Source organism: Rhodoferax sp. EU05-FHT12H12, from assembly GCF_058791215.1.
Genome location: NZ_JBYTDI010000001.1, coordinates 248,250 through 269,654 on the forward strand (window position 1 = coordinate 248,250; position 21,405 = coordinate 269,654).

The 21,405-nt window shown below is 62.9% G+C and carries 23 protein-coding genes; 9 read left to right on the forward strand and 14 right to left on the reverse strand.

Features of this window, described 5'->3' with window-relative positions:
* Positions 1 to 83: 83 nt before the first annotated feature.
* Both AC3WS7_RS01140 and AC3WS7_RS01145 read left to right on the forward strand, forming a co-directional pair.
* A complete protein-coding gene (locus AC3WS7_RS01140) occupies positions 84 to 788 on the forward strand; it encodes an SDR family oxidoreductase (RefSeq protein WP_492655086.1) in 705 nt (234 codons plus the stop codon).
* 20 nt (positions 789 to 808) lie between these two features.
* Complete coding sequence (locus AC3WS7_RS01145; RefSeq protein ID WP_492655087.1) at positions 809 to 1,885, forward strand: alkene reductase; 1,077 nt, start codon at positions 809 to 811, stop codon at positions 1,883 to 1,885.
* A gap of 95 nt (positions 1,886 to 1,980) precedes the next feature.
* On the opposite strand, the gene AC3WS7_RS01150 is transcribed toward AC3WS7_RS01145, so the two are convergent.
* Both AC3WS7_RS01150 and AC3WS7_RS01155 read right to left on the reverse strand, forming a co-directional pair.
* Positions 1,981 to 2,493, reverse strand: coding sequence for a universal stress protein (locus AC3WS7_RS01150; protein WP_492655088.1), 513 nt, complete (start codon positions 2,491 to 2,493; stop codon positions 1,981 to 1,983).
* A gap of 9 nt (positions 2,494 to 2,502) precedes the next feature.
* On the reverse strand, positions 2,503 to 3,834 hold the full coding sequence (locus AC3WS7_RS01155; protein ID WP_492655089.1) for a chloride channel protein: 1,332 nt from the start codon (positions 3,832 to 3,834) through the stop codon (positions 2,503 to 2,505).
* A gap of 92 nt (positions 3,835 to 3,926) precedes the next feature.
* Between AC3WS7_RS01155 and AC3WS7_RS01160 the strand changes: the two genes are divergently transcribed.
* Both AC3WS7_RS01160 and AC3WS7_RS01165 read left to right on the forward strand, forming a co-directional pair.
* Positions 3,927 to 4,679 carry a 4-hydroxy-tetrahydrodipicolinate reductase gene (locus AC3WS7_RS01160; RefSeq protein WP_492655090.1) on the forward strand — a complete coding sequence of 251 codons (753 nt, stop codon included), beginning with the start codon at positions 3,927 to 3,929 and terminating at the stop codon, positions 4,677 to 4,679.
* A 61-nt stretch (positions 4,680 to 4,740) separates the two neighbouring features.
* The gene (locus tag AC3WS7_RS01165; RefSeq protein ID WP_296470707.1) at positions 4,741 to 5,229 is read left to right on the forward strand and encodes a MarR family winged helix-turn-helix transcriptional regulator; all 489 of its coding nucleotides are present in this window, start codon (positions 4,741 to 4,743) and stop codon (positions 5,227 to 5,229) included.
* A 208-nt stretch (positions 5,230 to 5,437) separates the two neighbouring features.
* Here the strand turns inward: AC3WS7_RS01165 and AC3WS7_RS01170 are convergent, their stop codons facing one another.
* The 3 genes from AC3WS7_RS01170 to AC3WS7_RS01180 are packed head-to-tail and all read right to left on the reverse strand — an operon-like array spanning position 5,438 to position 6,622.
* The gene (locus AC3WS7_RS01170; protein ID WP_492655091.1) at positions 5,438 to 5,929 is read right to left on the reverse strand and encodes a hypothetical protein; all 492 of its coding nucleotides are present in this window, start codon (positions 5,927 to 5,929) and stop codon (positions 5,438 to 5,440) included.
* Positions 5,926 to 6,315: a hypothetical protein gene (locus AC3WS7_RS01175; RefSeq protein ID WP_492655092.1), complete on the reverse strand. Its 390-nt coding sequence runs from the start codon at positions 6,313 to 6,315 to the stop codon at positions 5,926 to 5,928. Before AC3WS7_RS01175 ends, AC3WS7_RS01170 begins: the two co-directional genes overlap by 4 nt.
* Before the next feature lie 28 nt (positions 6,316 to 6,343).
* Entirely contained in the window at positions 6,344 to 6,622 is a 279-nt protein-coding gene (locus AC3WS7_RS01180) for a hypothetical protein (RefSeq protein ID WP_492655093.1), read from the reverse strand.
* Between the two features lie 292 nt (positions 6,623 to 6,914).
* Between AC3WS7_RS01180 and AC3WS7_RS01185 the strand changes: the two genes are divergently transcribed.
* Genes AC3WS7_RS01185 through AC3WS7_RS01195 form a run of 3 tightly spaced genes read left to right on the forward strand, consistent with a single transcriptional unit; the run spans position 6,915 to position 9,182 of the window.
* Positions 6,915 to 7,793, forward strand: a complete 879-nt coding sequence (locus AC3WS7_RS01185; protein ID WP_296470693.1) for a transglutaminase-like domain-containing protein — start codon at positions 6,915 to 6,917, stop codon at positions 7,791 to 7,793.
* Positions 7,794 to 7,830: 37 nt separating this feature from the next.
* Positions 7,831 to 8,217 carry a DUF4398 domain-containing protein gene (locus AC3WS7_RS01190; protein ID WP_492655094.1) on the forward strand — a complete coding sequence of 129 codons (387 nt, stop codon included), beginning with the start codon at positions 7,831 to 7,833 and terminating at the stop codon, positions 8,215 to 8,217.
* 53 nt (positions 8,218 to 8,270) lie between these two features.
* Positions 8,271 to 9,182 carry an OmpA family protein gene (locus AC3WS7_RS01195; RefSeq protein WP_492655095.1) on the forward strand — a complete coding sequence of 304 codons (912 nt, stop codon included), beginning with the start codon at positions 8,271 to 8,273 and terminating at the stop codon, positions 9,180 to 9,182.
* A gap of 54 nt (positions 9,183 to 9,236) precedes the next feature.
* Here the strand turns inward: AC3WS7_RS01195 and AC3WS7_RS01200 are convergent, their stop codons facing one another.
* From AC3WS7_RS01200 to AC3WS7_RS01235, 8 genes are all read right to left on the reverse strand, one after another.
* Entirely contained in the window at positions 9,237 to 10,154 is a 918-nt protein-coding gene (locus tag AC3WS7_RS01200; RefSeq protein WP_296470685.1) for a DMT family transporter, read from the reverse strand.
* Between the two features lie 27 nt (positions 10,155 to 10,181).
* Positions 10,182 to 11,123, reverse strand: a complete 942-nt coding sequence (gene yihG / locus AC3WS7_RS01205; RefSeq protein WP_492655096.1) for a 1-acylglycerol-3-phosphate O-acyltransferase, YihG family — start codon at positions 11,121 to 11,123, stop codon at positions 10,182 to 10,184.
* A gap of 6 nt (positions 11,124 to 11,129) precedes the next feature.
* Positions 11,130 to 13,175: a diguanylate cyclase domain-containing protein gene (locus AC3WS7_RS01210; RefSeq protein ID WP_492655097.1), complete on the reverse strand. Its 2,046-nt coding sequence runs from the start codon at positions 13,173 to 13,175 to the stop codon at positions 11,130 to 11,132.
* Positions 13,176 to 13,193: 18 nt separating this feature from the next.
* A complete protein-coding gene (locus AC3WS7_RS01215) occupies positions 13,194 to 13,970 on the reverse strand; it encodes an ABC transporter ATP-binding protein (protein WP_296470675.1) in 777 nt (258 codons plus the stop codon).
* Between the two features lie 43 nt (positions 13,971 to 14,013).
* Positions 14,014 to 15,144, reverse strand: a complete 1,131-nt coding sequence (locus AC3WS7_RS01220) for a succinylglutamate desuccinylase/aspartoacylase family protein (RefSeq protein WP_492655098.1) — start codon at positions 15,142 to 15,144, stop codon at positions 14,014 to 14,016.
* Positions 15,145 to 15,150: 6 nt separating this feature from the next.
* On the reverse strand, positions 15,151 to 15,864 hold the full coding sequence (locus tag AC3WS7_RS01225; RefSeq protein ID WP_296470668.1) for an ABC transporter permease: 714 nt from the start codon (positions 15,862 to 15,864) through the stop codon (positions 15,151 to 15,153).
* Positions 15,861 to 16,547 carry an ABC transporter permease gene (locus AC3WS7_RS01230; RefSeq protein WP_296470664.1) on the reverse strand — a complete coding sequence of 229 codons (687 nt, stop codon included), beginning with the start codon at positions 16,545 to 16,547 and terminating at the stop codon, positions 15,861 to 15,863. The genes AC3WS7_RS01225 and AC3WS7_RS01230 overlap by 4 nt, the downstream gene beginning before the upstream one ends.
* Before the next feature lie 67 nt (positions 16,548 to 16,614).
* Entirely contained in the window at positions 16,615 to 17,457 is an 843-nt protein-coding gene (locus tag AC3WS7_RS01235) for an ABC transporter substrate-binding protein (RefSeq protein WP_296470661.1), read from the reverse strand.
* A gap of 269 nt (positions 17,458 to 17,726) precedes the next feature.
* Here AC3WS7_RS01235 and AC3WS7_RS01240 point away from each other — a divergent pair, with 269 nt between their 5' ends.
* Positions 17,727 to 20,168, forward strand: a complete 2,442-nt coding sequence (locus AC3WS7_RS01240; RefSeq protein ID WP_492655099.1) for a YgiQ family radical SAM protein — start codon at positions 17,727 to 17,729, stop codon at positions 20,166 to 20,168.
* Positions 20,169 to 20,188: 20 nt separating this feature from the next.
* Here the strand turns inward: AC3WS7_RS01240 and yiaA are convergent, their stop codons facing one another.
* Positions 20,189 to 20,620: an inner membrane protein YiaA gene (gene yiaA, locus AC3WS7_RS01245; RefSeq protein WP_296465702.1), complete on the reverse strand. Its 432-nt coding sequence runs from the start codon at positions 20,618 to 20,620 to the stop codon at positions 20,189 to 20,191.
* Positions 20,621 to 20,793: 173 nt separating this feature from the next.
* Here yiaA and AC3WS7_RS01250 point away from each other — a divergent pair, with 173 nt between their 5' ends.
* Positions 20,794 to 21,402 carry a hypothetical protein gene (locus AC3WS7_RS01250; protein WP_492655100.1) on the forward strand — a complete coding sequence of 203 codons (609 nt, stop codon included), beginning with the start codon at positions 20,794 to 20,796 and terminating at the stop codon, positions 21,400 to 21,402.
* Positions 21,403 to 21,405 lie beyond the last annotated feature (3 nt).

Genomic DNA, 21,405 nt, shown 5'->3' on the forward strand with positions numbered 1-21,405 from the left:
GTGACATTGCCTTGCACGCAAAGGCGTGTCTTTTTGTATGACGTTCGTCATGCGTATTTCCTAGTTAACCCTCTGGAGTCCTTATGAAAATCGAAAATTCTGTTGTTCTTGTCACTGGCGCTAACCGTGGCATCGGTCTGGCTTTTGCGCAAGCCTTGCTCGCCCGTGGCGCACGCAAGGTCTACGCTGCCGCGCGCAATCCCGCCAGCGTGACGCTGCCGGGTGTCCAGGCCTTGCAGCTCGACGTTACCAACCCGCAGGAAATCGCCGCTGCTGTTCAGCGCGCTTCGGACGTGACGCTGGTCATCAACAACGCGGGCATCGCGCAGCCTGGCGGGTTTTTGGCTGCTGACAGCGACGCTGTGACACGCCGTATCTTTGAAACCAATGTCTTTGGCGTGCTGAACATGAGCAAGGCCTTTGCGCCGGTGCTCAAGGCCAATGGCGGCGGCGCCTTGCTCAATGTGTTGTCGATTGCGTCGTGGGTGAACGGGGGCGAGTTGGCCGCCTACTCGGCCAGCAAGTCCGCGGCCTGGTCGTTGACCAATGCCTTGCGCCACGAGCTGGCCGCGCAACAAACCCAGGTGGTCGGTCTGCACATGGCCTACGTGGACACCGATCTCACGCGGGGCTTCGAGGTTCCCAAGAGCAGTGCCGAAGACATCGTCCAGCGTGCGCTGGACGGGCTGGAGGAGGGCGTCGACGAGGTATTGGCCGACGTGCTGACGCAGCAGGTTCGCCAGGGCCTGACAGCACCACGCCCGGTCTACCTGCCCCAAGCCCAATAAGCCACCGCAGGAAGATCTCCATGTTGTTCACCTCACTCTCCACACTGGCCCTGGAGCTCGGCAACCGCGTCGTCATGGCGCCCATGACGCGCAGCCGCGCGGTGGATTCCAACACGCCCAATGCCCTGATGGCCGAGTACTACGCCCAGCGTGCCTCCGCCGGCTTGATCATCACCGAGGGCACTTCGCCGTCGCCCAATGGCCTGGGCTATGCCCGCATTCCGGGGCTCTTCAACCAGGCGCATGTGGCGGGATGGAGGCAGGTCACCGATGCCGTGCATGCCAAAGGCGGCAAGATTTTCGTCCAGCTCATGCACACCGGGCGCGTGAGCCACGCAGCCAACCTGCCCGCAGGCGCAGAGGTGATGGGGCCCATGGCCGTTGCCTGCCCCGGTGAGATGTACACCGACACCCAGGGCATGCAAGCGCACAGCACCCCACGTGCCATGACGGCCGACGACATCGCCCTTGCGGTCGCCGAGTACGCACGATCGGCCCAGCTCGCCATCGAGGCCGGATTTGACGGCGTTGAGCTGCATGCCGCCAACGGGTATTTGATGGAGCAGTTTCTGAACGCCCAGGTGAACCAGCGGGTAGACGGGTATGGGGGCAGCATCCAGGGGCGCAACCGCTTTGCGCTGGAGGTCGTTCGCGCCACGGTCGCGGCCATCGGTGCCCACCGCGTGGGCATCCGCTTGTCGCCTTATGGAGTGGTCAACAGTACCGGTGCCTATCCGGAGCTCGAGGCGCAGTACCTGGCGCTGACGGAACAATTGGCGGAGCTGGGCATTTTGTATGTGCACCTTTTGGACCATTCCGCCATGGGCGCTCCGGCGGTGCCTGCCGAGTTCAAGTTCCGGCTTCGCGTCGCGTTCAACGGCTTGTTCATTCTTGCGGGGGGCTTTGACAAATCCACGGCCCAGACTGCACTGGGTGCTGGCCACGCGGACCTGATCGCCTTTGCCCGCCCATTTATTGCGAACCCCGATTTGGTGGAGCGGCTGCGGGTCAAAGCGGAGCTGAACGCCGTGGACATGTCCACCTGCTACACGCCCGGCCCCCAGGGCTATACCGACTACCCAACCCTCAGGGCTTGACCATGACCGCATGGTGCCCACGGTCAACACGCATCACCGGACCAGTTGGACAGCCCGTGGATATTGCGTGAACAGCTACCAATAGCGTAGCAATTTCACCCGAGGTCCCCGCCTAAAACGCGGGGGGGGCGACGCAGGTGGCTGTTGCGTTTGGCGCGCAGGGGGCGTTCCCGGCAGACCAGCACAGGCACGGTGGCCTTGGATATCAGCCCCGGAACTATGCTGCCACTGAGCAAGCGCACCACCGCGTTGTGTTCTTCGGTGCCCACCACGATCAAATCGCAGTGGCGTTTGACCGCGGCGTCGGCTGCCGCGTGGGCCGCGTCGGGCGCGGTGGACGTAGCCCGGTGGCTGTGGACCCCGCAGCGCTCGGCCCAGGCGCTGGCGGCAGCCAGCAGACGTGAGGCCTCTTCGGCGGCCTTGGCTTGAAAGGCTTCGGTCGGCATATTGGCCACAGGGAGCATGTCCACCGCCGGGTAGTCGTAGTGGGGCAGCACACCCAAGAAAAAAATGTCAGCGCGGTGAAGCTGTGCCATTTCGATGGCTTGGTCGATGGCGGATAGGGTGACGGATCTGTCGTCCACCACGACAAGGATTTTGCGGATCATGGCGAAACCTCAGGCTTTAGGCAGGCGCAAGAGCTGCAGCTCGGCCAGCGATGCATACAAGGGCGCGCTGATGAGGCGCGAGACGGCGCTGGCCAGCAGGGCGCTGGCCATGAGGCTCAGCACCAGGGCATGGCCGTCCACCATCTCCATCACGATGATGAAGGCGGTGAGCGGGGCCTGGGTGACGGCGGCCAGAAAGGCGGCCATGCCCAGGGCGATAAGGGTGGGTGGGTTGGTGTAGGCCATCCACTGCGCCACGTCACCACCCACGGCACCGCCAAGGGCCAGCGAGGGCGCGAAGATGCCGCCCGGCACACCGGCCCAGGCGGTGAGCCAGGTGGTAACGAACTTGAGCAACACATACAGAGAGCTGGTGTCGCCGGAGTTCTCCAGTGATGTCTTGGTGTGCGTGTAGCCGCTGCCAAAGGTGTCACCCGCCGTTACCACGCCGATGATGGCAATGCTGAAGCCGCATGCTGCGGCAAAGGCCACGGGTCGCGCCTTGCGCTGTGCGCTGAACCAGTCTGGTGAATGGCCAGCCAGTGACACCACCAGCAGGCGCGCGAACAGGCCACCGAGCAGGCCGCAGGCCAGCGAGACGAACACACCGGGCAACAGCGTGGCCCAGCCAAACCCTTCCACCCGGATGATGCCAAAGTAGCTGCCGTTGCCATAGGCCGAGATGCCCATCAGCCCGGCCAGCACGATGGCGGCGATCGTGAGGCCGTGGTTGCGCTGCTCGGGCTTGCGGGTCAGCTCCTCGATGGCAAACATTACGCCGCCCAGCGGGGTGTTGAAGGCCGCCGCAATGCCCGCCGCGCCGCCCGCCACCAGCAGACTGTGTTCGCTGATCTGCGAGCGCTTGGGCAGCCAGCGGCGCACGCTGTGCATGACACCGGCCGCAATTTGCACCGAGGGTCCCTCACGCCCCAGTGACAGGCCGCCCAGCAGGCCCCAGGCGGTGAGCAGCATCTTGGCCAGCGCCAGGCGCAGCGACACAAACAGGCCACGCGTGCCTTCGGTGACGGACGCATCTTGTGCCGCCATCACCTGGGGAATGCCAGAGCCCGCAGCGCCCGGCGCGTAGCGCCGCGTCACCCACACGATGGCGGCGGCGCTGAGGGGCGTCCACAGCAGGGGCGCCCACCAATGGCTAGCTTGTACCCGGAAGAACAGGGCCAGCGCGTGTTCGCTGAGCCAGGTGAAGGCCACCACGGTGAGCCCGGCCAGCGCGGCAAAGGCAATGAAGAGGGCGCGGCCCCGCCAGAGGTGCGTGTCGTACAGCTCGTTGCGGAAGGCCGAATAGATGTGGGGGTGGGGTCGCATTGTCTGGCTGCCCATGGGTGTGTTTTGCAAATCATACATTGATACAAATGTATTTTGTTATATTTGAACAAATGTATTTGCAAGGCCAACAACCCGAGGAGACACCGATGAAAGTAGGACTGATTGGATACGGCAAGGCGGGCAGTGCGGTGGCGCAGGTGCTGAGCGAGGACCCGCGCTATACGCTGGCGTGGGTGGCCACACGCAGTGGCCAGCCCGCATCGGTGGTGCTGGGTGGTACCCGCATTCCCGTGTCTGCGCTCACCAAAGCCAGCCTGGCCCATTGGCTGGACCAACACCCGGTGGATGCACTGGTGGATTTTTCGAACGCGGCGTCGGCAGCGGTGTATGGGGAGGAGGTGAAGCGCCGCGGGCTGACGCTGGTGACGGCGATTTCGTCGTATGACGAAGCACAGCTGGCCTACATCCGGTCGCTGGGGGCGCAGGCGCGGGTGCTGTGCTCACCCAACATCACGGTAGGCATCAATTTCCTCATCATGGCCGCGCGCTTGCTGCGCGAGATTGCGCCGTTTGCCGATGTGGAGATTTTGGAGCAGCACTTCAGGGATAAGCCCGAGGTGTCCGGCACGGCCAAGAAGATCGCCGAGAGCCTGGACGTGGGCGGTGACAAGATCACTTCCATGCGCCTAGGTGGCATCGTGGGGCACCACGAGGTGATTTTTGGGTTCCCCTACCAGACGGTGCGGCTGATCCACGACTCCATCAAGCGCGAGGCCTTTGGCACCGGGGCGGCGTTTGCGTTGAACGAGCTACGCCATGGCCCGCTTGGTTTCTACACTTTCGACGATTTGTTGATGAAGCGCGTGCGCGCGCAATTGCTGGCCGGGGCTGAGGGCTAGTCAGCGGCCGACGTGCCAGGGCGATTTATGATCCGGGCACCCTCCACAGTCCGGTGTGTCCATGCAAGTCTCCAAACCATCTGCCAACTCCGCCGAACCTGCCGCGCTGGCCTTGCGGCAGTTTCGGGTGGTGTTCAACGCGGTGCGCACGCACTTTCGGCAAGTGGAGAAAGACACGGGCCTGGGGGGCGCCCAGGTGTGGGCGATGAGCCTGATCCACAAACACCCGGGTCTGGGCGTGGGGGAGATTGCCACACGCATGGACATTCACCAGTCCACCGCCAGCAATCTGATCAAGGTCTTGCTCAAGAAAGAGCTGATCACCATGCTCAAGTCCGAGCACGACAAACGTGTGGTGGAGCTGCGTGTGACGCCCGAAGGCAAGAAGGCGCTCAAGAAGATGCCTGGCCCGTTTGAGGGCGTGCTGCCCGACGCGCTGCGGCAGTTGGACGAAGCAACCCTATCCAACCTGAACCGTGACCTGGAAAAACTGGTGCTGCTGCTTGCAGCGGACGAGGACGCTGGCAGCATTCCGCTGGCACACCTTTAAAGTTCAGCGAATGTGTTGCATCGACCGGTTGAGTCCGCCGTCGAAACCTGCCCAGTGCCCCTGACGCCGCAACTACCAGCAAACCAAGCCCCCTTACTTAAGTGTAAAAAATGCCTGTAGCCCCCGTGAAGTTTGCGTAAGCAGCTATCAATTAAATAGCGGAACTGCACACGACACGGCGCTATCCAGAGGGTGCCGTGGTGCGTGCTCAGTTGGTTCGGGCGCTGTTGCTCGCCGCGTCAGATGCGGGTTCCTCTTTGGCCAGGGCGGCTGCAATCCACGACTGCACGGCGGCAGAGGCCAGCACACTGGACAGCAGGGCTGGGCCCAGGGCGCTGAGCAGGTGGGGTTTGAGTGCCCAGCGCCATGGGCGGCTGAAGGCCAGCGCAGCGCCCAGCACCATGGCGCCTGCCACCAGGGCTACGGGGTGGCGCTGCGCCGCCGGGCGCAAAAAAGTCTGCACCACGCTGCCGGCCAACACACCACTGGAATGCAGGGGGTGGCGCGCCCACCATTGACTCAGTGTGTCAATCAGCACGCTGGCGCCGGGCAGGGCGGTTTTCAGAATGTCGAGCAGGCCGGGGGCCGACGTGGCAGAACGGACCCCAGCGCGTGCCCCGCTGTGGCTCAGAGCGATACGCAAACGTTCGCGCGACAGGGCCAGGCGCTCTGCCGGGGTGAGCGGTGGGGGCGCGCTCATGCGCCCAGTCCGCGCAGCAGGGCCATGTCGGCCTGCACCTGGCGGCGCAGTTCGGCAAAAGCGGGGTCGGTAGCGTTGCTGGGCGCGCGCGCCAGCAGGCCGCACACCAGGGCCAGCAGCGCAGGAATGCCGGGCACCAGCGCCAGCACCCAGAGAGTGGCCTGCGGTGGTGCGGGCACCAGTGTGACCCACAGCATCAGCGCCACGCCGGCCAGTACGGTGGCCACACCCAGCAGGCACAGCGCCAGTGCACCCAGCAGAGTGCGGCGTTTCAGGGCCGCTGCCTGCGTGGCCAGTTCGGTCCCGATCAGTTCGCCATAGGCCTGTGCATGGTCCCCCAGCAGTTGCGGCTGCGTGGCGATCAGGTGAAAAAGCGGGTGCAGCATGGTGCGGTGGTCCTGCAGGGGGCTTGGGTTAATGGGAGCGTGAACGGCCCAGCAGGCTGACCAGACCCATCAGCGCTGCGCCGGTGGCCGCTGCAATCAGCACCGCCTTGACAGGTTCGTTCTGGATGTAGCGCACGGTCACGTCGCCGGTGTTGGCGGCTTTCTCGCGCAGTTGCAGGGCGCTGTCTTGCACGGCATGCAGGCCGCGCTGGGCCAGTGCGCTGGCTTGGTCCGTGGCGCGGTCCAGCAGGGGGGCGATCTGGTTGGCGGCGTTGTTGATGGGGGTAGTGATGGCTTCGGTTTTCATGTGGGATTCCTTGCGGTGAATGGATAAAGCCGCGATTGAGCGGGGCCTGAATTCATTGTGTGCAAGCGTGTGCGCTGCCGGAATCGGCCAGCGGGCCGTGGGCGCGTCGGCCCGTACGCCAGGGCGGCGTAGGAGGGCGCTGACACCGGGGGCGGGCGTAGGACAGCGACTACGGCAAGTAGCGGCCTGCGCCGCTTCGCGGCACGGTGGGGCAGCCCCATGCTCGAACCACACTCCCGTTGCACATGCCCCTCCGTATGGCAACGGCCTCTTGCGACCCACTGGAACCACCATGCTGCGACTGAGTTTTTCTATCGTGTTGAACTACAACATCACTGCGCCCGGGTGTGACTTCATCTTCAACATCCATGCCGCGCAAACGGCGCACCAGACAGTCGTCAACGAGTTGCTCACCACCAGCCAGCAGGTGGTGCCCAAGATGTACACCGACACGGTGACGCACAACCGCTACCTGCGCCTCAAGGCCCTGGCGGGCCCGCTGACCGTGCGCTACGAGGCCGTGGTGGACCTGGACCACCATGTGGCCCCGCCGCTGGAGGTGCCCGAGATGACGGTGGCCCAGCTGCCTGGCCCCGTGCTGCCCTACATCTACCCCAGCCGCTACTGCGAGTCCGACCGCCTGCACCGTCTGGCGGTGAAAGAGTTTGGCCACCTGCCGCAGGGCTACACCCGGGTGCAGGCCATCAGCAACTGGGTGACCCAGCGGGTGGTGTTTCGCTCCAACACCTCCAACGGCAACACCACGGCGCTGGACACCCTGGTGGATGAAGTGGGCGTGTGCCGTGACTTTGCCCACCTGATGATTGCGCTGTGCCGTGGGGTCAACATCCCGGCACGTTTTGCCACTGGCATTGACTACGGTGCCGACCCGGCACTGGGCCCGACGGACTTTCACGCCTACGTGGAGGCCTTTGTGGGCAACCGCTGGTACCTGTTCGACCCTTCGGGCACCGCCATCCCCATGGGCTTTGTGCGTTTTGCCACCGGGCGCGATGCGGCTGACGCCGCGTTTGCCACCATGTTTGGGGGCGTGCAGGGCACAGCCCCGGTCATGCAGATCCAGGCCATCCCCAACGCCCAGGGCGTGCTGGTGGTGCCGCAGCACGTATCCCACGCCTTGTCGACCGACGGCCTTGCAAGTTACCAATGAAGGGACCACCGGTCCCTGGTTCACCGGAGAGAAGAAGATGAAGAAAATCCCCATGCCCCGCCTGTTGCTGGCCTGCACCCTGGCCGTTCTGGCCAGTGCGGGCTGTGCCACTCGCACGCAAACCGATGCCACCGCCAACGTGGCCGTATCCAAAGAGGCGCTGGACAACGCTGCCGGTGCCGACGGCCTGCAGTTCGCCCCGGTGGAGATGGCCGCTGCCCGCGAGAAGCTGAGCCTGGCCAACAAGGCCATGGCTGCCCGCGACTACAAGGCCGCCACCGAACTGGCCACCCAGGCCCAAGCCGACGCCAAGTTGGCCCAGAGCAAAGCCAAGTCGGCCAAGGCGCAGGCGGTCGCCGATGCGCTGCAAGACGACATCCGCGTGCTGCGCGAAGAGCTGGACCGCGCCAACGCGGTCAAGTAACGCGCTGCTTCACACCACCCAACAACTTTTTGCACCCGCTTTAGGAACACCCCATGACAAACCTCTACCTGACCCCCGCCGCACTGGCCATTGCCGTGCTGCTAGGTGCGTGCGCCTCTGCCCCGACCAGCACCACCCTGCTGGAAAGCGCCCGCAACGACTACGCCCAAGCCCAAAGCAACCCCGACGTGAGCAACTATGCCGCGCTGGAGATGAAGCTGGCCAGCGATGCCATGCAGCAGGCCAATATTGCCGCCGTACAGAGCGCCAGCCCCGACAAGGTGGACCAGCTGGCCTATGTGGCCCAGCAAAAAATTGCCCTCACCCAAGAGGTGGTGAAACAAAAAACTGCGCAGGCCGATGTGGCCCGCGCTGCCCGGGAGCGCGACCAGATGCAATTGACCCAACGTACCAACGAGGCCAACCAGGCCAATGCCAACGCGCAGCAGGCGCAGGCCAGTGCCGATGCGTCACAGCGCCAAGCCGCCGATGCCCAGCGTGCGGCCGATGCAGCCCGCCAGGCCACGACCGACGCCAACACCCGCGCCGCGCTGCTGGAAAGCCAGCTGGCCGACCTGTCTGCTAGGAAAACCGAGCGTGGCATGGTGATCACCCTGGGCGATGTGCTGTTTGGCAGCGACAAGGCCAGCCTGACCGCGGGCGGCACGCGCAGCGCACAAAAGCTGGCCGACGTGCTGCAGCAAAACCCCAGCCGCAATGTGCTGGTAGAAGGCTTCACCGACAGTACGGGCGCAGACGCCTATAACCAGCAGCTCTCGGAGCGCCGCGGCATGACGGTGCGCGAGGCACTGTTGCAGATGGGGATTGGTAGCGAGCGCATCAGCGTGCGCGGCTACGGGGAGTCGTACCCGGTAGCGGCCAATGACACGGCGGCCAACCGCCAGCTGAACCGCCGGGTGGAGATTGTCCTGTCGGACGAAACCGGAAAGACCCAGCAGCGCTGAGTTAGGTTGCTATGAATTTAGTAGCTGCTGGCGCAGCATTCACGGGCGCAGTGGCTACTTTTCTTGTGTAACCCACCAGATGCCCACGCTGACCAACAGCAAGGCCACCAAGTATTTCCACTCCAGCAGCGATTCCCCCAGGAAGAGTGCCGACAGGCAGGCGCCAAACACGGGGATCAAAAAACTGTAAACCGCCACGGTGCTGACCCGGTTGTACTTGAGCAGCACCCCCCACAGCGCAAAGGCGACGGCTGACAACAGCGCCATGTAGACCAGCAGCAGGCTGGGCGCCAGCGTGAACGACGCAATGTGACCGCCTGCGATCCAGCCAATCAGCACCAGTACCACGCCGCCAATGCCAAGTTGGTAGCCGGTCATGACCACCGAATCCATGCCCTGGGAGAGGCGTTTGCCATACAGTGAGGCGGACGACAGCACCAGCGCCGCCAGCACAATGAAGCCTTCACCCAAGAGAGTGAACTCGCCGTCAGTGGCAGCACCCCCCAGCAGCCCGCCAATATTCACTGCCAGCACCCCGGCAAAGCCCAGCGCGCAACCCAAGAGCTTGCGCCAGGTGAGGGTGTCGTTGTGGTAGACAAAATGCGCCAAGAGCACACTGAAGAACACACCCGATGCGTTGAGGATGGACGCCTTGACCCCTGTGGTGTGGGCCAGGCCGATGTAGAAAAAGATGTACTGCAGCGTGGTTTGCAAAACCCCCAGCAGTGCTATCTGCCCGGTTTGGGCGCGGTGCAGTGCGAGCGATTTGCCCGAAAGTTTGGCGAACACCATCAACAGCAACCCGGCGCCGACAAAGCGGTACCCGGCGAACAGCATTTGTGCCGCAATGTCGTTGCGCCCGATCTCCAGCAGGGCGTAGCCCTGTTTGATGGCGGGGTAGGCACTGCCCCAGAGCAGGCAGCACAGGCCCGCGAGAAAAAAAACAGTACGTGGACGGGTAAAAAAAGACACAACAGAGGGCGAGGGTGGGTGCGCGGCTTAGCCGCGAACGGATGTGGAGGGCGCGTCAGAAGCAGAGGTGGGGGCCGTCCCCCGGTGCAATTCGGCCAGTTGGGCATCTTTGGCACGCCAGAGTTCTGCCACCCAGGCCGAAAAGGCGGCGCGGAACTCGGGGTCTTGCCCGTAGTCGCCGCCCAGCAAAGCCTGTGGAACCGGAATGGGGTGGATGCGCACCACCACGCGGTGCACCTTGCCGCACAAAAAGCCCCAGAAAGTGGGCACCCCTTCGGGGTAATAAATCGTCACGTCGAGAATCGACTGGAACTTGTCGCCCATGGCCTGCAGGGCTAGCGCCAAGCCGCCAGCCTTGGGCTTGAGCAGGTACTGGTAGGGCGATTGTTGTTTAGCATGTTTGGCCGCGGTGAAACGGGTGCCTTCCAGAAAGTTCATCACGCTGGTGGGAATCAAGGAGAACTTTTCGCAGGCCTTGCGTGTAGTTTCCTGGTCTTTGCCACGCATCTCAGGGTGCTTCTTGAGGTAGGCCTCGCCGTGGCGGCGCATGAACGGGAATTCGAGCGCCCACCAGGCCAGCCCCATGATGGGGACCCAGATGAGCTGCTGTTTGAGGAAAAACTTGAGCAGCGGAATGCGCCGGTTCAGCAAGTGCTGCAGCGCAAAGATGTCCACCCACGACTGGTGATTGCTGCTGACCATGTACCAGCTGTGCGGGTCCAGGCCTTCAACCCCTTGCACATCCCACTCGGTACGCTGGGTCAGCCGCATCCAGGCGCTGTTGCAGCTAATCCAGCCCTCCGCGATGGACAACACCACCGGATCAAGGCGCAGGCGCACGGCCTTGAATGGCAGCACCAGCTTGATGGCGGCAAAGACAAACAGCAACGGCACCCAGAACAGGATGTTGAGCAGCAGCAGGGCAAATGCAAGGGCCCCCAGCAAGGGCGCAGGCAGGAAGTTCAGCATGGGTGTTTAGGGGTTAAAGAAACACAGCGTGTTTCTGCCATTGGCCTTGGCTCGGTACATGGCGGTGTCGGCTTGTTTCAGGAGCTCACTGGGGGCAGCGTTTTCGCCTTTGAACAGTGTAATGCCGATGCTGGGGGTGGTGGTGTGCTGGGTCTGTTTGAGCACATAGGGCTCATTCAGGCTGGCCAGAATTTTGTGGCCCACCGTGGTGGCGTGCAGGCGGGCTTCCTCAACGTCGGCGCTCAGGTCCTGGATCAGCACCACAAATTCATCACCACCCAGGCGGGCCACGGTGTCCACCGCGCGAATACTTTGCTGCAGGCGTCGTGCCACCTCTTGAAGCAGCAGGTCGCCCACATCGTGGCCATAGGAGTCATTCAGTTGCTTGAACTGGTCCAGGTCCAGGAACATCAGCGCGCCGTGTTCGCCCTTGCGATGGCTGGTGCCCATGGCCTGTTGCAGGCGGTCGGTCAGCAGGCGGCGGTTGGGCAGGCCGGTCAGGGTGTCGTGGAAGGCCAGGTGGCGAATCGCCTCTTCGGCAGTCTTGCGTTCGGTGATGTCGCGTGCGATCGCAATCAGGCGCTCCTCTTCCCCCGGCACGGTGGGTTTGCGCACCACCGACAGCTCAAACCACAGCTTGCCCGTCGGTAGTTCCAGGCTGTATTGTTTGCCGTGGGAGCGCCCCGTGGCCCGTGCCTCGTGCAGTGCCGCCACGAAGGTGTCGGCTGCATCTTTGGGCAGCACTTCGGTGATCAAGCGGCCCAGCAGCACTTGCGGCGGGCGGTCCAGCAGGTCGGTGTTCTGGCTGTGCACGGCACGGTAGTGGCCTTCGGTGCTGAACTCAAACAACAGGTCGGGCAGGGCCTTGAGGGTGGCCTCCAGCTCAGCCTGGGTGGCGTGCAGTTGCGCCTCGGCCTGCTTGCGCCCCGAAATGTCCATCAGCGTGCCCACCATGCGCTGGGGCGCGCCCTCTTTGCTGAACTGCACCACTTTGCCGCGGCTGCTGAGCCACATCCAGCGACCATCGGTGTGGCGCGCACGGTACTCGGCTTGGTAGGCCGGAGATACACCCGTGAGGTGGGCGCGCATGGCCTGCATGGCGGAGGCCAGGTCGTCGGGGTGCACCAGGTGCCCCCAGGCGCGAGCCAGTTCGCTCTCTTGCGGGTCGCGCCCCAGCATCTGGCAGGCGCGCTCGTCCAGGTAGTAGCCGCGTTCGCTGGTCAGATCATGGTCCCAGCGGCCCAGATCGGCACCCATGATGGCCAGCTCCAACTGCTCGGTGGTGTCGCGCAGCAGGGCTTCGGCCACCTTGCGCTCCTGGATGTTGCGTGCCACCCCCAGCACCCCAATGATGTTGCCGTCGGCGTCGCGCATGGGGGTTTTGGTGACCTCGAACAGATCACCATGCGGGTTGACCAGGGTGGGGGTGTTTTCCTCAAAGGTCACGGCCTTGCCGGCCTGGATGGCCCAGCGGTCCGACATGGAGAAAATCTCGACAACGCGGTCTTCCAGCCAATGTGCATCGCGCGTGCCAACGATGTCTTCAGGCGGCACGCCCAGGGTCGCGGCAAAGGCCTCGTTGCAGGTCAGGTAAACACCGTCAATGTCCTTGAGCCACACTTGGTAGGGAATGGTTTGCAGCAGGTTGCGTAACAGGGCCTCGCTTTTGCGCAAGGCCGCACGTGAGGCGCGCTCGGGCGTGATGTCTTCCACCGTGCCTTCGTAGAACTGCAGCTTGCCTTGCTCGTCGCGCACTGCATGGGCATGCTCGCGCACCCACATGGTCTGGCCTGTTTTGAGGCGCACCATCTCAGACACAAAGTCGGTGACCTGTCCATGCTCGCGCATCAGCTCGGCAAATCGTACGCGCCGCTGCGGCTGCACGTAGGGGTTGCGGTGGGCCGCCGGGTCGGCCTTCATTTCCGCCTGGCTTTGGTAGCCATGGATCCGCAGGAACGCAGTGTTGACCTGCAGCAGCTGCCCGTCCAAGCTGGTGCGGTAGGCCCCAATGGGCAACTGCTCAAACAGGCTGGACGTTGCGCGGGTGGGCATGGGCGGTGGCCCTGGGGATTACTTCAGGCTGCCAGACAAAAACTGGGCCAAGCGTTCACTTTTGGGGTTTGCCAGCACGTCGGCAGGGCGCCCTTCTTCTTCCACCAGCCCCTTGTGCAGAAACACCAGATGGTTGGCCACCTCGCGGGCAAAGCCCATTTCGTGGGTTACCACCACCATGGTGCGCCCCTCCAAAGCCAGGTTCTTCATGACCTTGAGCACTTCGGACACCAGTTCTGGGTCCAGTGCGCTGGTGGGTTCGTCAAACAGCATCACCTCGGGCTCCACGGCCAGCGCGCGTGCAATCGCCACGCGCTGCTGCTGGCCGCCACTCATGTGGGCGGGGTAGCGGTCTTCCACGCCGGAGAGGCCCACCTTGGTGAGGTATTTGCGTGCGGTCTCTACCGCCTGGTCCTTGGGAATGCCCAGCACATGTACTGGCACTTCGATGATGTTTTGCAGCACCGTCATGTGGGCCCAGAGGTTGAAGTGCTGGAACACCATGGCCAGTTTGGTGCGCAGGCGTTGCAGCTGTTTGGGGTCTTGGGCGGACAGTTCGCCATTGGGGGCGGCTACCAGCTTGAGCTCTTCGCCCGCCACCTGGATACGGCCCTGGTGGGGTTTCTCCAGCATGTTGATGCAGCGCAGAAAGGTGCTCTTGCCGGAGCCGGAGCTGCCGATGATGCTGATCACATCACCCGCGTGGGCCGAGAGCGAAACGCCTTTGAGCACTTCGTTGCTGCCAAAGCGCTTGTGGATGTTGTCGACCTGGAGTTTGAGGGGCTTGGTAGTCATGGTGCGGACAGTCGGGCACGTAAGGGGAGGGGGCTGTGCGGGCTCAGGCGCCCAGCAGTTCGCCGGTTCGGAAAGGGGTGGCACCGGCAATCTTGCCGATTTCGGCGCCGGACAGGGCGTAGCGGTCACGGACCCGGGCGTAGAAAACACCGTCTACGCCCGCCACCACGCGGTGGACACGGTTGGCGATCGGGTCAATCACTTCGGCCACCACATCGCCCACACGCAGGGTCTGGCCAACGTCGGCGGTGTAGACCACCACGCCGGGTACCGGGGTGTGCAGGGTTTCAGACCCCGCCAGAGGCGTGGCTGCGCACAGCGCTGCCGGGATGGCTGGTGGCTGGGCACAGGCCAGGGCCTGGATGTGCTGCAAGAAGGTCCACACCGCCTGCGTGTCTTCTTGCGCCAAGGCGTGGGTGACGTCGGCTTCGCCGCGCAGCTCTACGGTGGTGCTGTTGCAGCCTTGCGGCAGGGGGGCGGCAATGCCCGCCGCCTGCAGCGCCTCGGCCAGCTGCCACCAGGCACCGGAAAGGCATTCGTCAAACGGACCGCTGCCCGAATTCTTGGCCAGCAGCACCGCGCGGGCTTTGAGCAGGTGGGCCAGGGGCGCCAGCTGGGGCCAGCAGGGTTCCTCGGTGTAGAAGTGCAGCACGCCTTCGCAGTCGCAGTGCAGGTCCAGCACATAGTCGGCATCGTGGGCCAGCGTCAGCAGGGTGCGGCGCAGGCTTTGCAGCTCGGTGTCGGGCTGCCATTGGCGCAGGTAGTCGCCCATGGCGCGGCGTACCGTGGCCACGTTGGCGGCAGCGTCCGGGCCCATCTGGGTTTTGATGGTGGGCAGCACCGCCTTGGCCAGGTCCGGGTAGTGGCGGTTGAAGTTTTCGCTGCTGGCCAGCTCAAAGCGGCCCATGGGTTTTTGGTCCACGCGCTGGGCCAGACCAATCGGGTTAGCCACAGGAACCAGGATGATTTCGCCCCGGATCTGGCTTTCAGCATCGGCGGCATCCAGCAGGGCGCGCAAGTGGTGGGCCACCAGCATGCCGGGCAGTTCTTCGGCGTGCAGGCTGGCCTGGATATAGACCTTGGGGCCATGGCCGGGCGTGCCGTAGTGAAAGCTGCTGAGGCTGCGGTGGCTGCCCAGGCTGTTGGAGAGCAGGGGGTGGTCGATGCGTTGCATGGCGGTTCAGTGCTTGCGGGGCGCGAGGTAGGCCAGGAATTGTTTTTCTGCCAGGCGGAAGATGCCGATCAGGCAGAACGAGGCCACCAAGTAAATGGCGGCGGCGGCAATGTAGGCCTCAAACGGCAGGTAGTAGTCCGAGTAGACGCGGCTGGCTGCGGCAGTCACGTCCAGCATGCTGGGCACGGCGCTGGCGAGACTGGTGCTTTGCAGCATCATGACCACCTCGTTGCTGTAGGCCGGCAGGGTGCGGCGCAGCGCACTGGGCAGCACGACATGGCGCATGACCTGAAAGCGGCTCATGCCAAAGGCCTGGGCCGACTCGATTTCACCGGCCGAGGTCTCGCGGATGGCGCCAGCCAGCATTTCGGCCGTGTAGCCTGCCGTGTTGAGGCTGAAAGCCAGCAGTGCGCAGAAAAACGGCTCCTTGAAATGGGTCCAGGGCCAAACATCGTCCCAGCGCGCCTGGATCCACTCCAGTTGGCCCAGGCCGTAGTAAATCAGGTAAACCTGAATCAGCAGCGGTGTGCCGCGGATCACATAGGTGTAGGCCCCGACGATCCAGCGCAACGGTGCCCAGGGGCCAGTCAGCAGCAAGGCGAATACCAGCGCGAGCACGGCGCCAATGCCCAGTGACGAGAACAGCAGCCCCAGCGTGGTCAGGATGCCAGTGGCATAGAGCTCCAGATTTTGGGGCTCAAAAATCACATGCCATTTCATAGCTCACCCCGCTTGGCGCCCAGGCTGTAGCGCGCATTGAGTTTGCGCAGTGCGTACAGCGAGATGGTGGTGTAGATCAAAAAGAGGGCTGCAGTGAACAGGAAAAAAGCAAACGGTGAGCGTGTAGCGGCACTGGCCTGCTTGGAGAGGTAGGTCATTTCCTTTAAGCCAATCAGGCTGACCAGCGCGGTGGATTTGATCAACACCAGCCAGTTGTTGGTAAAGCCGGGCAGGGCGTAACGCACCATCTGTGGGGTGGTGATGCGCAAAAAGGCTTGCACCGGGCCCATGCCGAACGCCAGGGCAGCCTCCATCTGGCCTTTGGGGATGGAGAGGATGGCGCCGCGGAAGGTTTCCGTCATGTAGGCGCCGTAGATGAAACCGATGGTGAGCACACCCGCGGCAAAGGGATTGATGTCAATGGTGGCTTTGCTGCCAGCCAGTTCCAGCAGGTGGTTCAGGCCAATGGTGCCACCGTAAAACACCAGCAACATGACCACCAGGTCTGGCACGCCGCGGATGACGGTGGTGTAGACCGCAGCAATCGACGCCAGCACCGGGCGTCCCGAGAGTTTGGCGGCAGCGCCCAGCAGGCCCAAAACGATGGCAACCAGCAGCGCGCAAAGCGATACGCCGACTGTCAGGACTGAGCCTTGCAGGATGGCGACGTAATAAGCATTCATGGGGGACTAAGGCAATTAACGCAACGGGGCGCAAACATGCGCCCCGTTGCGTTGAGCTGTTACAAGATTACTCGCCGTAAACGTCGATGCTGTACTTGGCAAAGTACTTATCGTTCAGGGTCTTGTAGGTGCCGTTGGAGCGGATGGTCTTGATGGCTTCGTTCAACTCAGCCTTGAGCTTGTCTTCACCTTGGCGCAGCGCAACTGCAGCACCAGCGAAATACTTGACATCGCTCAGCACGGGGCCGACGAACTCGTACTTGGCTCCTTCAGGCTTGGACAGGAAGCCACCAGTCACCTCCAAGAAGTCTGCCACGGTACCGTCCAGACGGCCGGACTTGATGTCCAGGTAGACCTGGTCTTGGGCTTCGTAGGAGTTCACTACTACGCCGACGGGCTTCAGGGTGTCCATGGCGTATTTTTCTTGGGTAGAGCCCTTCAGAACACCAATTTTTTTGCCCTTCAAGGATGCCAAGTCTGTGAACTTGGTGCCCTTCTTCAGCACGATGCGGCTGGGGGTTTGGTAGTACTTGTCAGTGAAGTCGATTTCCTTCTTGCGCTCGTCCGTAGCGGACATGGAGGAGATGATGACGTCGTACTTCTTGGCGTTCAGGCCGGGGATCATGCTGTCCCAAACTTGCTCCACGAACTCGCACTTGCGCTTGATTTGTTCGCACAGGGCGTTGGCAATGTCCACGTCAAAGCCAGTGGGCTGGCCGTCGGCGGACTTGAAGGTGAAGGGCTCGTAAGTCGGGTCGATGGCGACTTTGAGGGGGCCCACTTCGGGGGCCGGTGCGGCAGCAGCGGGAGCCGATGCGGGGGCAGCAGGTGCTGCGGGAGCGGCTTCTTCTTTTTTGCCACAGGCGGCCAAAACCGAGGTCACTGCCAGTGCCAGCAGGAGTTTCTTCATGGATAGTTCCTTTGAAATACCGGAGGTGGTACTCCGGCGGTTTGAAAATGTAAGAAAAATCATTCTACGGGCTAACTACAGCAAAATTGATGCCGCCCCACACCAGTGCATTGGGGTTTTTACCGTGGAAATGTGGGTATTTGGCGCTTTCGGCTGGCGATCCGCTTGCAAAGTTCCGATTGCGCTTTGGGCTTGGCAAGCCGCTTGTCCCTTGGCCGTGTGCGTGCAAGCGCAAAACCTTACACTCTAGGGTTACCCCCGGATTCCCCATGAACGCCCCAGTCGACGTCTCCTTTTTCGCGCGCGCTGCCAAGCCGCTGTCCAGCTACCGCAAGTACTGGGCGGCCCGTTTTGGCACGGCCCCCGTGCTGCCCATGAGCCGTGCCGAAATGGAGAAGCTGGGCTGGGACAGCTGCGACATCGTGCTGGTGACGGGCGATGCCTATGTGGACCACCCCAGTTTTGGCATGGCGGTGATCGGCCGCATGCTGGAGGCGCAAGGTTTTCGGGTTGGCATCATTGCCCAGCCCGACTGGACCAGCGCCGAGGCCTTCAAGGCCCTGGGCAAGCCCAACCTGTTTTGGGGTGTGACCGCGGGCAACATGGATTCCATGATTAACCGCTACACCGCGGACCGCAAGATTCGCAGCGATGACGCCTACACGCCGGGCGATGTGGGCGGCAAGCGCCCCGACCGCGCGGCCATCGTTTATAGCCAGCGCTGCCGTGAGGCGTTCAAAGACACCCCCATCATCCTGGGGGGCATCGAGGGCTCGCTGCGCCGCATTGCCCACTACGACTACTGGAGCGACAAGGTGCGCCGCAGCATCGTGGTGGACGCCAAGTGCGACCTGCTGCTGTACGGTAACGCCGAGCGTGCGATTGTCGAAATTGCCCACCGCCTGGCCACCAAAGAGCCGGTCGAGCAGATCACTGATGTGCGCGGCACGGCCTTTGTGCGCCGCCCGGACGATGAAACCGGCAAGGGATGGTTTGAGATCACCTCGACCTCGGTCGATGAGCCGGGCCGTGTGGAGGCCCACGTCAACCCCTACATGACGACCAGTGAGCAGGCCGCCGAGAACGGCGCCACCTGCGCCAAGGAGGACGAGGCCAAGGCCGTCGCCCAAGCTGCAGAGGCTGGTGGTGCTATGAATTCAGGAGCTGTTCGCGCAGATTCCACGGGGGCTGCAGGCCAAAAAGGCTCAAAACCCGAGGTGAATGCCGCAATTGCACCGCTGACCTTCTTCGCCAACCCGGCGCTGGCCAGTACCAAGGGCAAGGTCAAGGTGCCGCCGCGCGAGCGCTCGGTGATCCGCCTGCCCAGCTATGAGCAGGTGCGCTCCGACCCCATTCTGTATGCACACGCCAACCGCGTGCTGCACCTGGAAACCAACCCCGGCAACGCCCGTGCACTGGTGCAGGCGCACGGGGAGGGCACCACGGCGCGCGATGTATGGATCAACCCGCCCCCCATTCCGCTGACCACAGCCGAGATGGATATGGTGTTTGACCTGCCGTACGCGCGCAGCCCGCACCCCAGCTATGCCGACGAAAACGGCAGCCATGACCACGCTACCAAGATCCCGGCGTGGGAGATGATCCGCTTCTCGATCAACATCATGCGCGGCTGCTTTGGCGGCTGCACCTTCTGCTCGATCACCGAGCATGAGGGCCGCATCATCCAGAGTCGCTCGGAAGAATCCATCATCAAGGAAGTGGAAGACATCCGTGACAAGGTGAAGGGCTTTACCGGCACCATTTCCGACCTGGGCGGCCCCACGGCCAATATGTACCGCCTGGGCTGTCGCAGCCCCGAGATTGAGGCGGCCTGCCGCAAGCCCAGCTGCGTCTACCCCGGCATCTGCCAGAACTTGACCACCAACCACGACCCGCTGATCAAGATCTACCGCCGTGCGCGGGCGCTCAAGGGCATCAAGAAGATCCTGATCGGCTCCGGCCTGCGCTACGACCTGGCGGTCAAGAGCCCGGAGTACGTCAAAGAGTTGGTGCAGCACCACGTGGGTGGCTACCTGAAGATTGCGCCCGAGCACACCGAGCAGGGCCCGCTCACCAAGATGATGAAGCCCGGCATCGGCTCCTACGACAAATTCAAGACCCTGTTTGAGAAGTTCAGCGCCGAAGCCGGCAAGAAGCAGTTTCTCATCCCGTATTTCATTGCGGCCCACCCGGGTACCAGCGATGAAGACATGATGAACTTGGCCATCTGGCTGAAGAAGAATGGCTTCAGGGCCGACCAGGTGCAGACCTTCTACCCCAGCCCCATGGCCACGGCTACGGCCATGTACCACAGCGGCCGCAACCCGCTGCGCAAGATCCACCGTACAGCTGAGAGCGATGACGAGACGGTGGACATTGTGCGTGGCGAGAAGCGCCGTCGCTTGCACAAAGCCTTCTTGCGTTACCACGACCCCAACAACTGGCCGCTGCTGCGCGAGGCACTGAAGGCCATGGGTCGAGCCGATTTGGTGGGCAATGGCAAACACCACCTGATTCCCACCTTCCAGCCGCTGGGTGATGGGGGTTATCAGAGCGCACGCAAGAAGAATTCGACGGCTGCGCCGGTCAAGGCCGCTATGCCTGCGAAGCCGGTCAAAGGCCGCATGCTGACCCAGCACACCGGCTTGCCACCGCGCGTGACCGGCGCTGCCGTCAAGCCCTCCGCACGGTTGGCCCGTAAGCCGCGCTGAGCGCGGCCTAGGTGATCTGCTTATTCCAGTGCGCTGCTTTCGTTGGCGCCCTGGCCCTTCTTGTCGCGCACATTCTTTTGCACGGTGACGGCGGCATACAGCGCCAGCACAAAGGACATGGCGTAGTAGCCTTTCTCTGACAGCAGCAGGGTGGCGTTCCACAGTCCGGTGGCCAGCAAGAGCAGCGACAGGCCCACCGCGCCGTAGCAAATGCCGTAGTAAGCCCCGGACACCGGGATGCCTTCGAGCTTGTCGCGCACACATTTCTGTAGCGAGACTGCGGCGAACAAACCAAAGGCCAGCAGGGTGAAGTAATAGCCTTTTTCGTTCAGCTGCATTTCAGCATTCCACAAACCCAGCAGAAAGCCGGCAGTGCCCAGGCCTAGGCAGGCGAAGGTGGCGCCCACGTAAGCGCCCGAAGAGGATTGTGGAAACTGGATAGATGTTTTCATGGTGATGGTGTGACAGTTGGGTGCAATGGACAAAGAGCCGAGGCTGCCGCTGCCTCGGAAGGCGCTAAGCTATTGTTATGGGAGGCAAAAATTGCCGTCGCCATTCTCTCAACAAATTGCACGGCTTTATTACAAAAATGATCAGGGTAATCACGCGATTTGCAGTCTTTGTTTTGGCCCATGGCGCGGTGCTGGCGCAGCCACCGGTGCAGTTCAATAACAGCCAGCAGGCGCTGCAACAGTACGAAGCCAGCACGCTGGAGAGCCTGACTGAGCGCTGCACGGCCACCAAGAACGAGCAGTACCAGTCGCCTGAAGAAGTGCGGTCTCTGCGCAACGGCTATGTGGATGTGGCTGAGCAGAACCCGCAAACCGGCCTGTATTCCATTTTTGTGTTTGACCAGGACAAGCGCAGCTTCACGCTGGTGGACGGGCAGGTGCTGAAACCCAATGGACGTTTGTTGTTGCGCCTGGCCCTGCCGCGTGACTACGGCCGTTGCCGCCTGGTGCGCGATGCGCAGGGCGTGGAACGCCTCGAAGTGGTGCATTTGGAGCGCAACTATGTATCGGACGCGCAGCGCATGCAGCGCCTGCGCAAGGAGTCGCAGGACCTGGCCACCTCGGTACAAGCCACGCCGCTGCCCCCTGCCTGTCAGGACGCCAAGTTGGCCGGTCGTGTGTGGGCGGAGGGCAAGCCACAAACACCGGCCAGCTGCCAGGAGGCCCAGTTGGCACTGCATGAGCGCATGCGCAAACTGGTGCGCAAGGTCCATGAGCGCTGATAC

Bases quoted from the DNA above. Each gene is read 5' to 3' on its own strand.
- AC3WS7_RS01140 (WP_492655086.1), top strand. From the start codon at position 84: ATGAAAATCGAAAATTCTGTTGTTCTTGTCACTGGCGCTAACCGTGGC.
- AC3WS7_RS01145 (WP_492655087.1), top strand. From the start codon at position 809: ATGTTGTTCACCTCACTCTCCACACTGGCCCTGGAGCTCGGCAACCGC.
- AC3WS7_RS01150 (WP_492655088.1), bottom strand. From the start codon at position 2,493: ATGATCCGCAAAATCCTTGTCGTGGTGGACGACAGATCCGTCACCCTA.
- AC3WS7_RS01155 (WP_492655089.1), bottom strand. From the start codon at position 3,834: ATGGGCAGCCAGACAATGCGACCCCACCCCCACATCTATTCGGCCTTC.
- AC3WS7_RS01160 (WP_492655090.1), top strand. From the start codon at position 3,927: ATGAAAGTAGGACTGATTGGATACGGCAAGGCGGGCAGTGCGGTGGCG.
- AC3WS7_RS01165 (WP_296470707.1), top strand. From the start codon at position 4,741: ATGCAAGTCTCCAAACCATCTGCCAACTCCGCCGAACCTGCCGCGCTG.
- AC3WS7_RS01170 (WP_492655091.1), bottom strand. From the start codon at position 5,929: ATGAGCGCGCCCCCACCGCTCACCCCGGCAGAGCGCCTGGCCCTGTCG.
- AC3WS7_RS01175 (WP_492655092.1), bottom strand. From the start codon at position 6,315: ATGCTGCACCCGCTTTTTCACCTGATCGCCACGCAGCCGCAACTGCTG.
- AC3WS7_RS01180 (WP_492655093.1), bottom strand. From the start codon at position 6,622: ATGAAAACCGAAGCCATCACTACCCCCATCAACAACGCCGCCAACCAG.
- AC3WS7_RS01185 (WP_296470693.1), top strand. From the start codon at position 6,915: ATGCTGCGACTGAGTTTTTCTATCGTGTTGAACTACAACATCACTGCG.
- AC3WS7_RS01190 (WP_492655094.1), top strand. From the start codon at position 7,831: ATGAAGAAAATCCCCATGCCCCGCCTGTTGCTGGCCTGCACCCTGGCC.
- AC3WS7_RS01195 (WP_492655095.1), top strand. From the start codon at position 8,271: ATGACAAACCTCTACCTGACCCCCGCCGCACTGGCCATTGCCGTGCTG.
- yihG (WP_492655096.1), bottom strand. From the start codon at position 11,123: ATGCTGAACTTCCTGCCTGCGCCCTTGCTGGGGGCCCTTGCATTTGCC.
- AC3WS7_RS01210 (WP_492655097.1), bottom strand. From the start codon at position 13,175: ATGCCCACCCGCGCAACGTCCAGCCTGTTTGAGCAGTTGCCCATTGGG.
- AC3WS7_RS01215 (WP_296470675.1), bottom strand. From the start codon at position 13,970: ATGACTACCAAGCCCCTCAAACTCCAGGTCGACAACATCCACAAGCGC.
- AC3WS7_RS01220 (WP_492655098.1), bottom strand. From the start codon at position 15,144: ATGCAACGCATCGACCACCCCCTGCTCTCCAACAGCCTGGGCAGCCAC.
- AC3WS7_RS01225 (WP_296470668.1), bottom strand. From the start codon at position 15,864: ATGAAATGGCATGTGATTTTTGAGCCCCAAAATCTGGAGCTCTATGCC.
- AC3WS7_RS01230 (WP_296470664.1), bottom strand. From the start codon at position 16,547: ATGAATGCTTATTACGTCGCCATCCTGCAAGGCTCAGTCCTGACAGTC.
- AC3WS7_RS01235 (WP_296470661.1), bottom strand. From the start codon at position 17,457: ATGAAGAAACTCCTGCTGGCACTGGCAGTGACCTCGGTTTTGGCCGCC.
- AC3WS7_RS01240 (WP_492655099.1), top strand. From the start codon at position 17,727: ATGAACGCCCCAGTCGACGTCTCCTTTTTCGCGCGCGCTGCCAAGCCG.
- yiaA (WP_296465702.1), bottom strand. From the start codon at position 20,620: ATGAAAACATCTATCCAGTTTCCACAATCCTCTTCGGGCGCTTACGTG.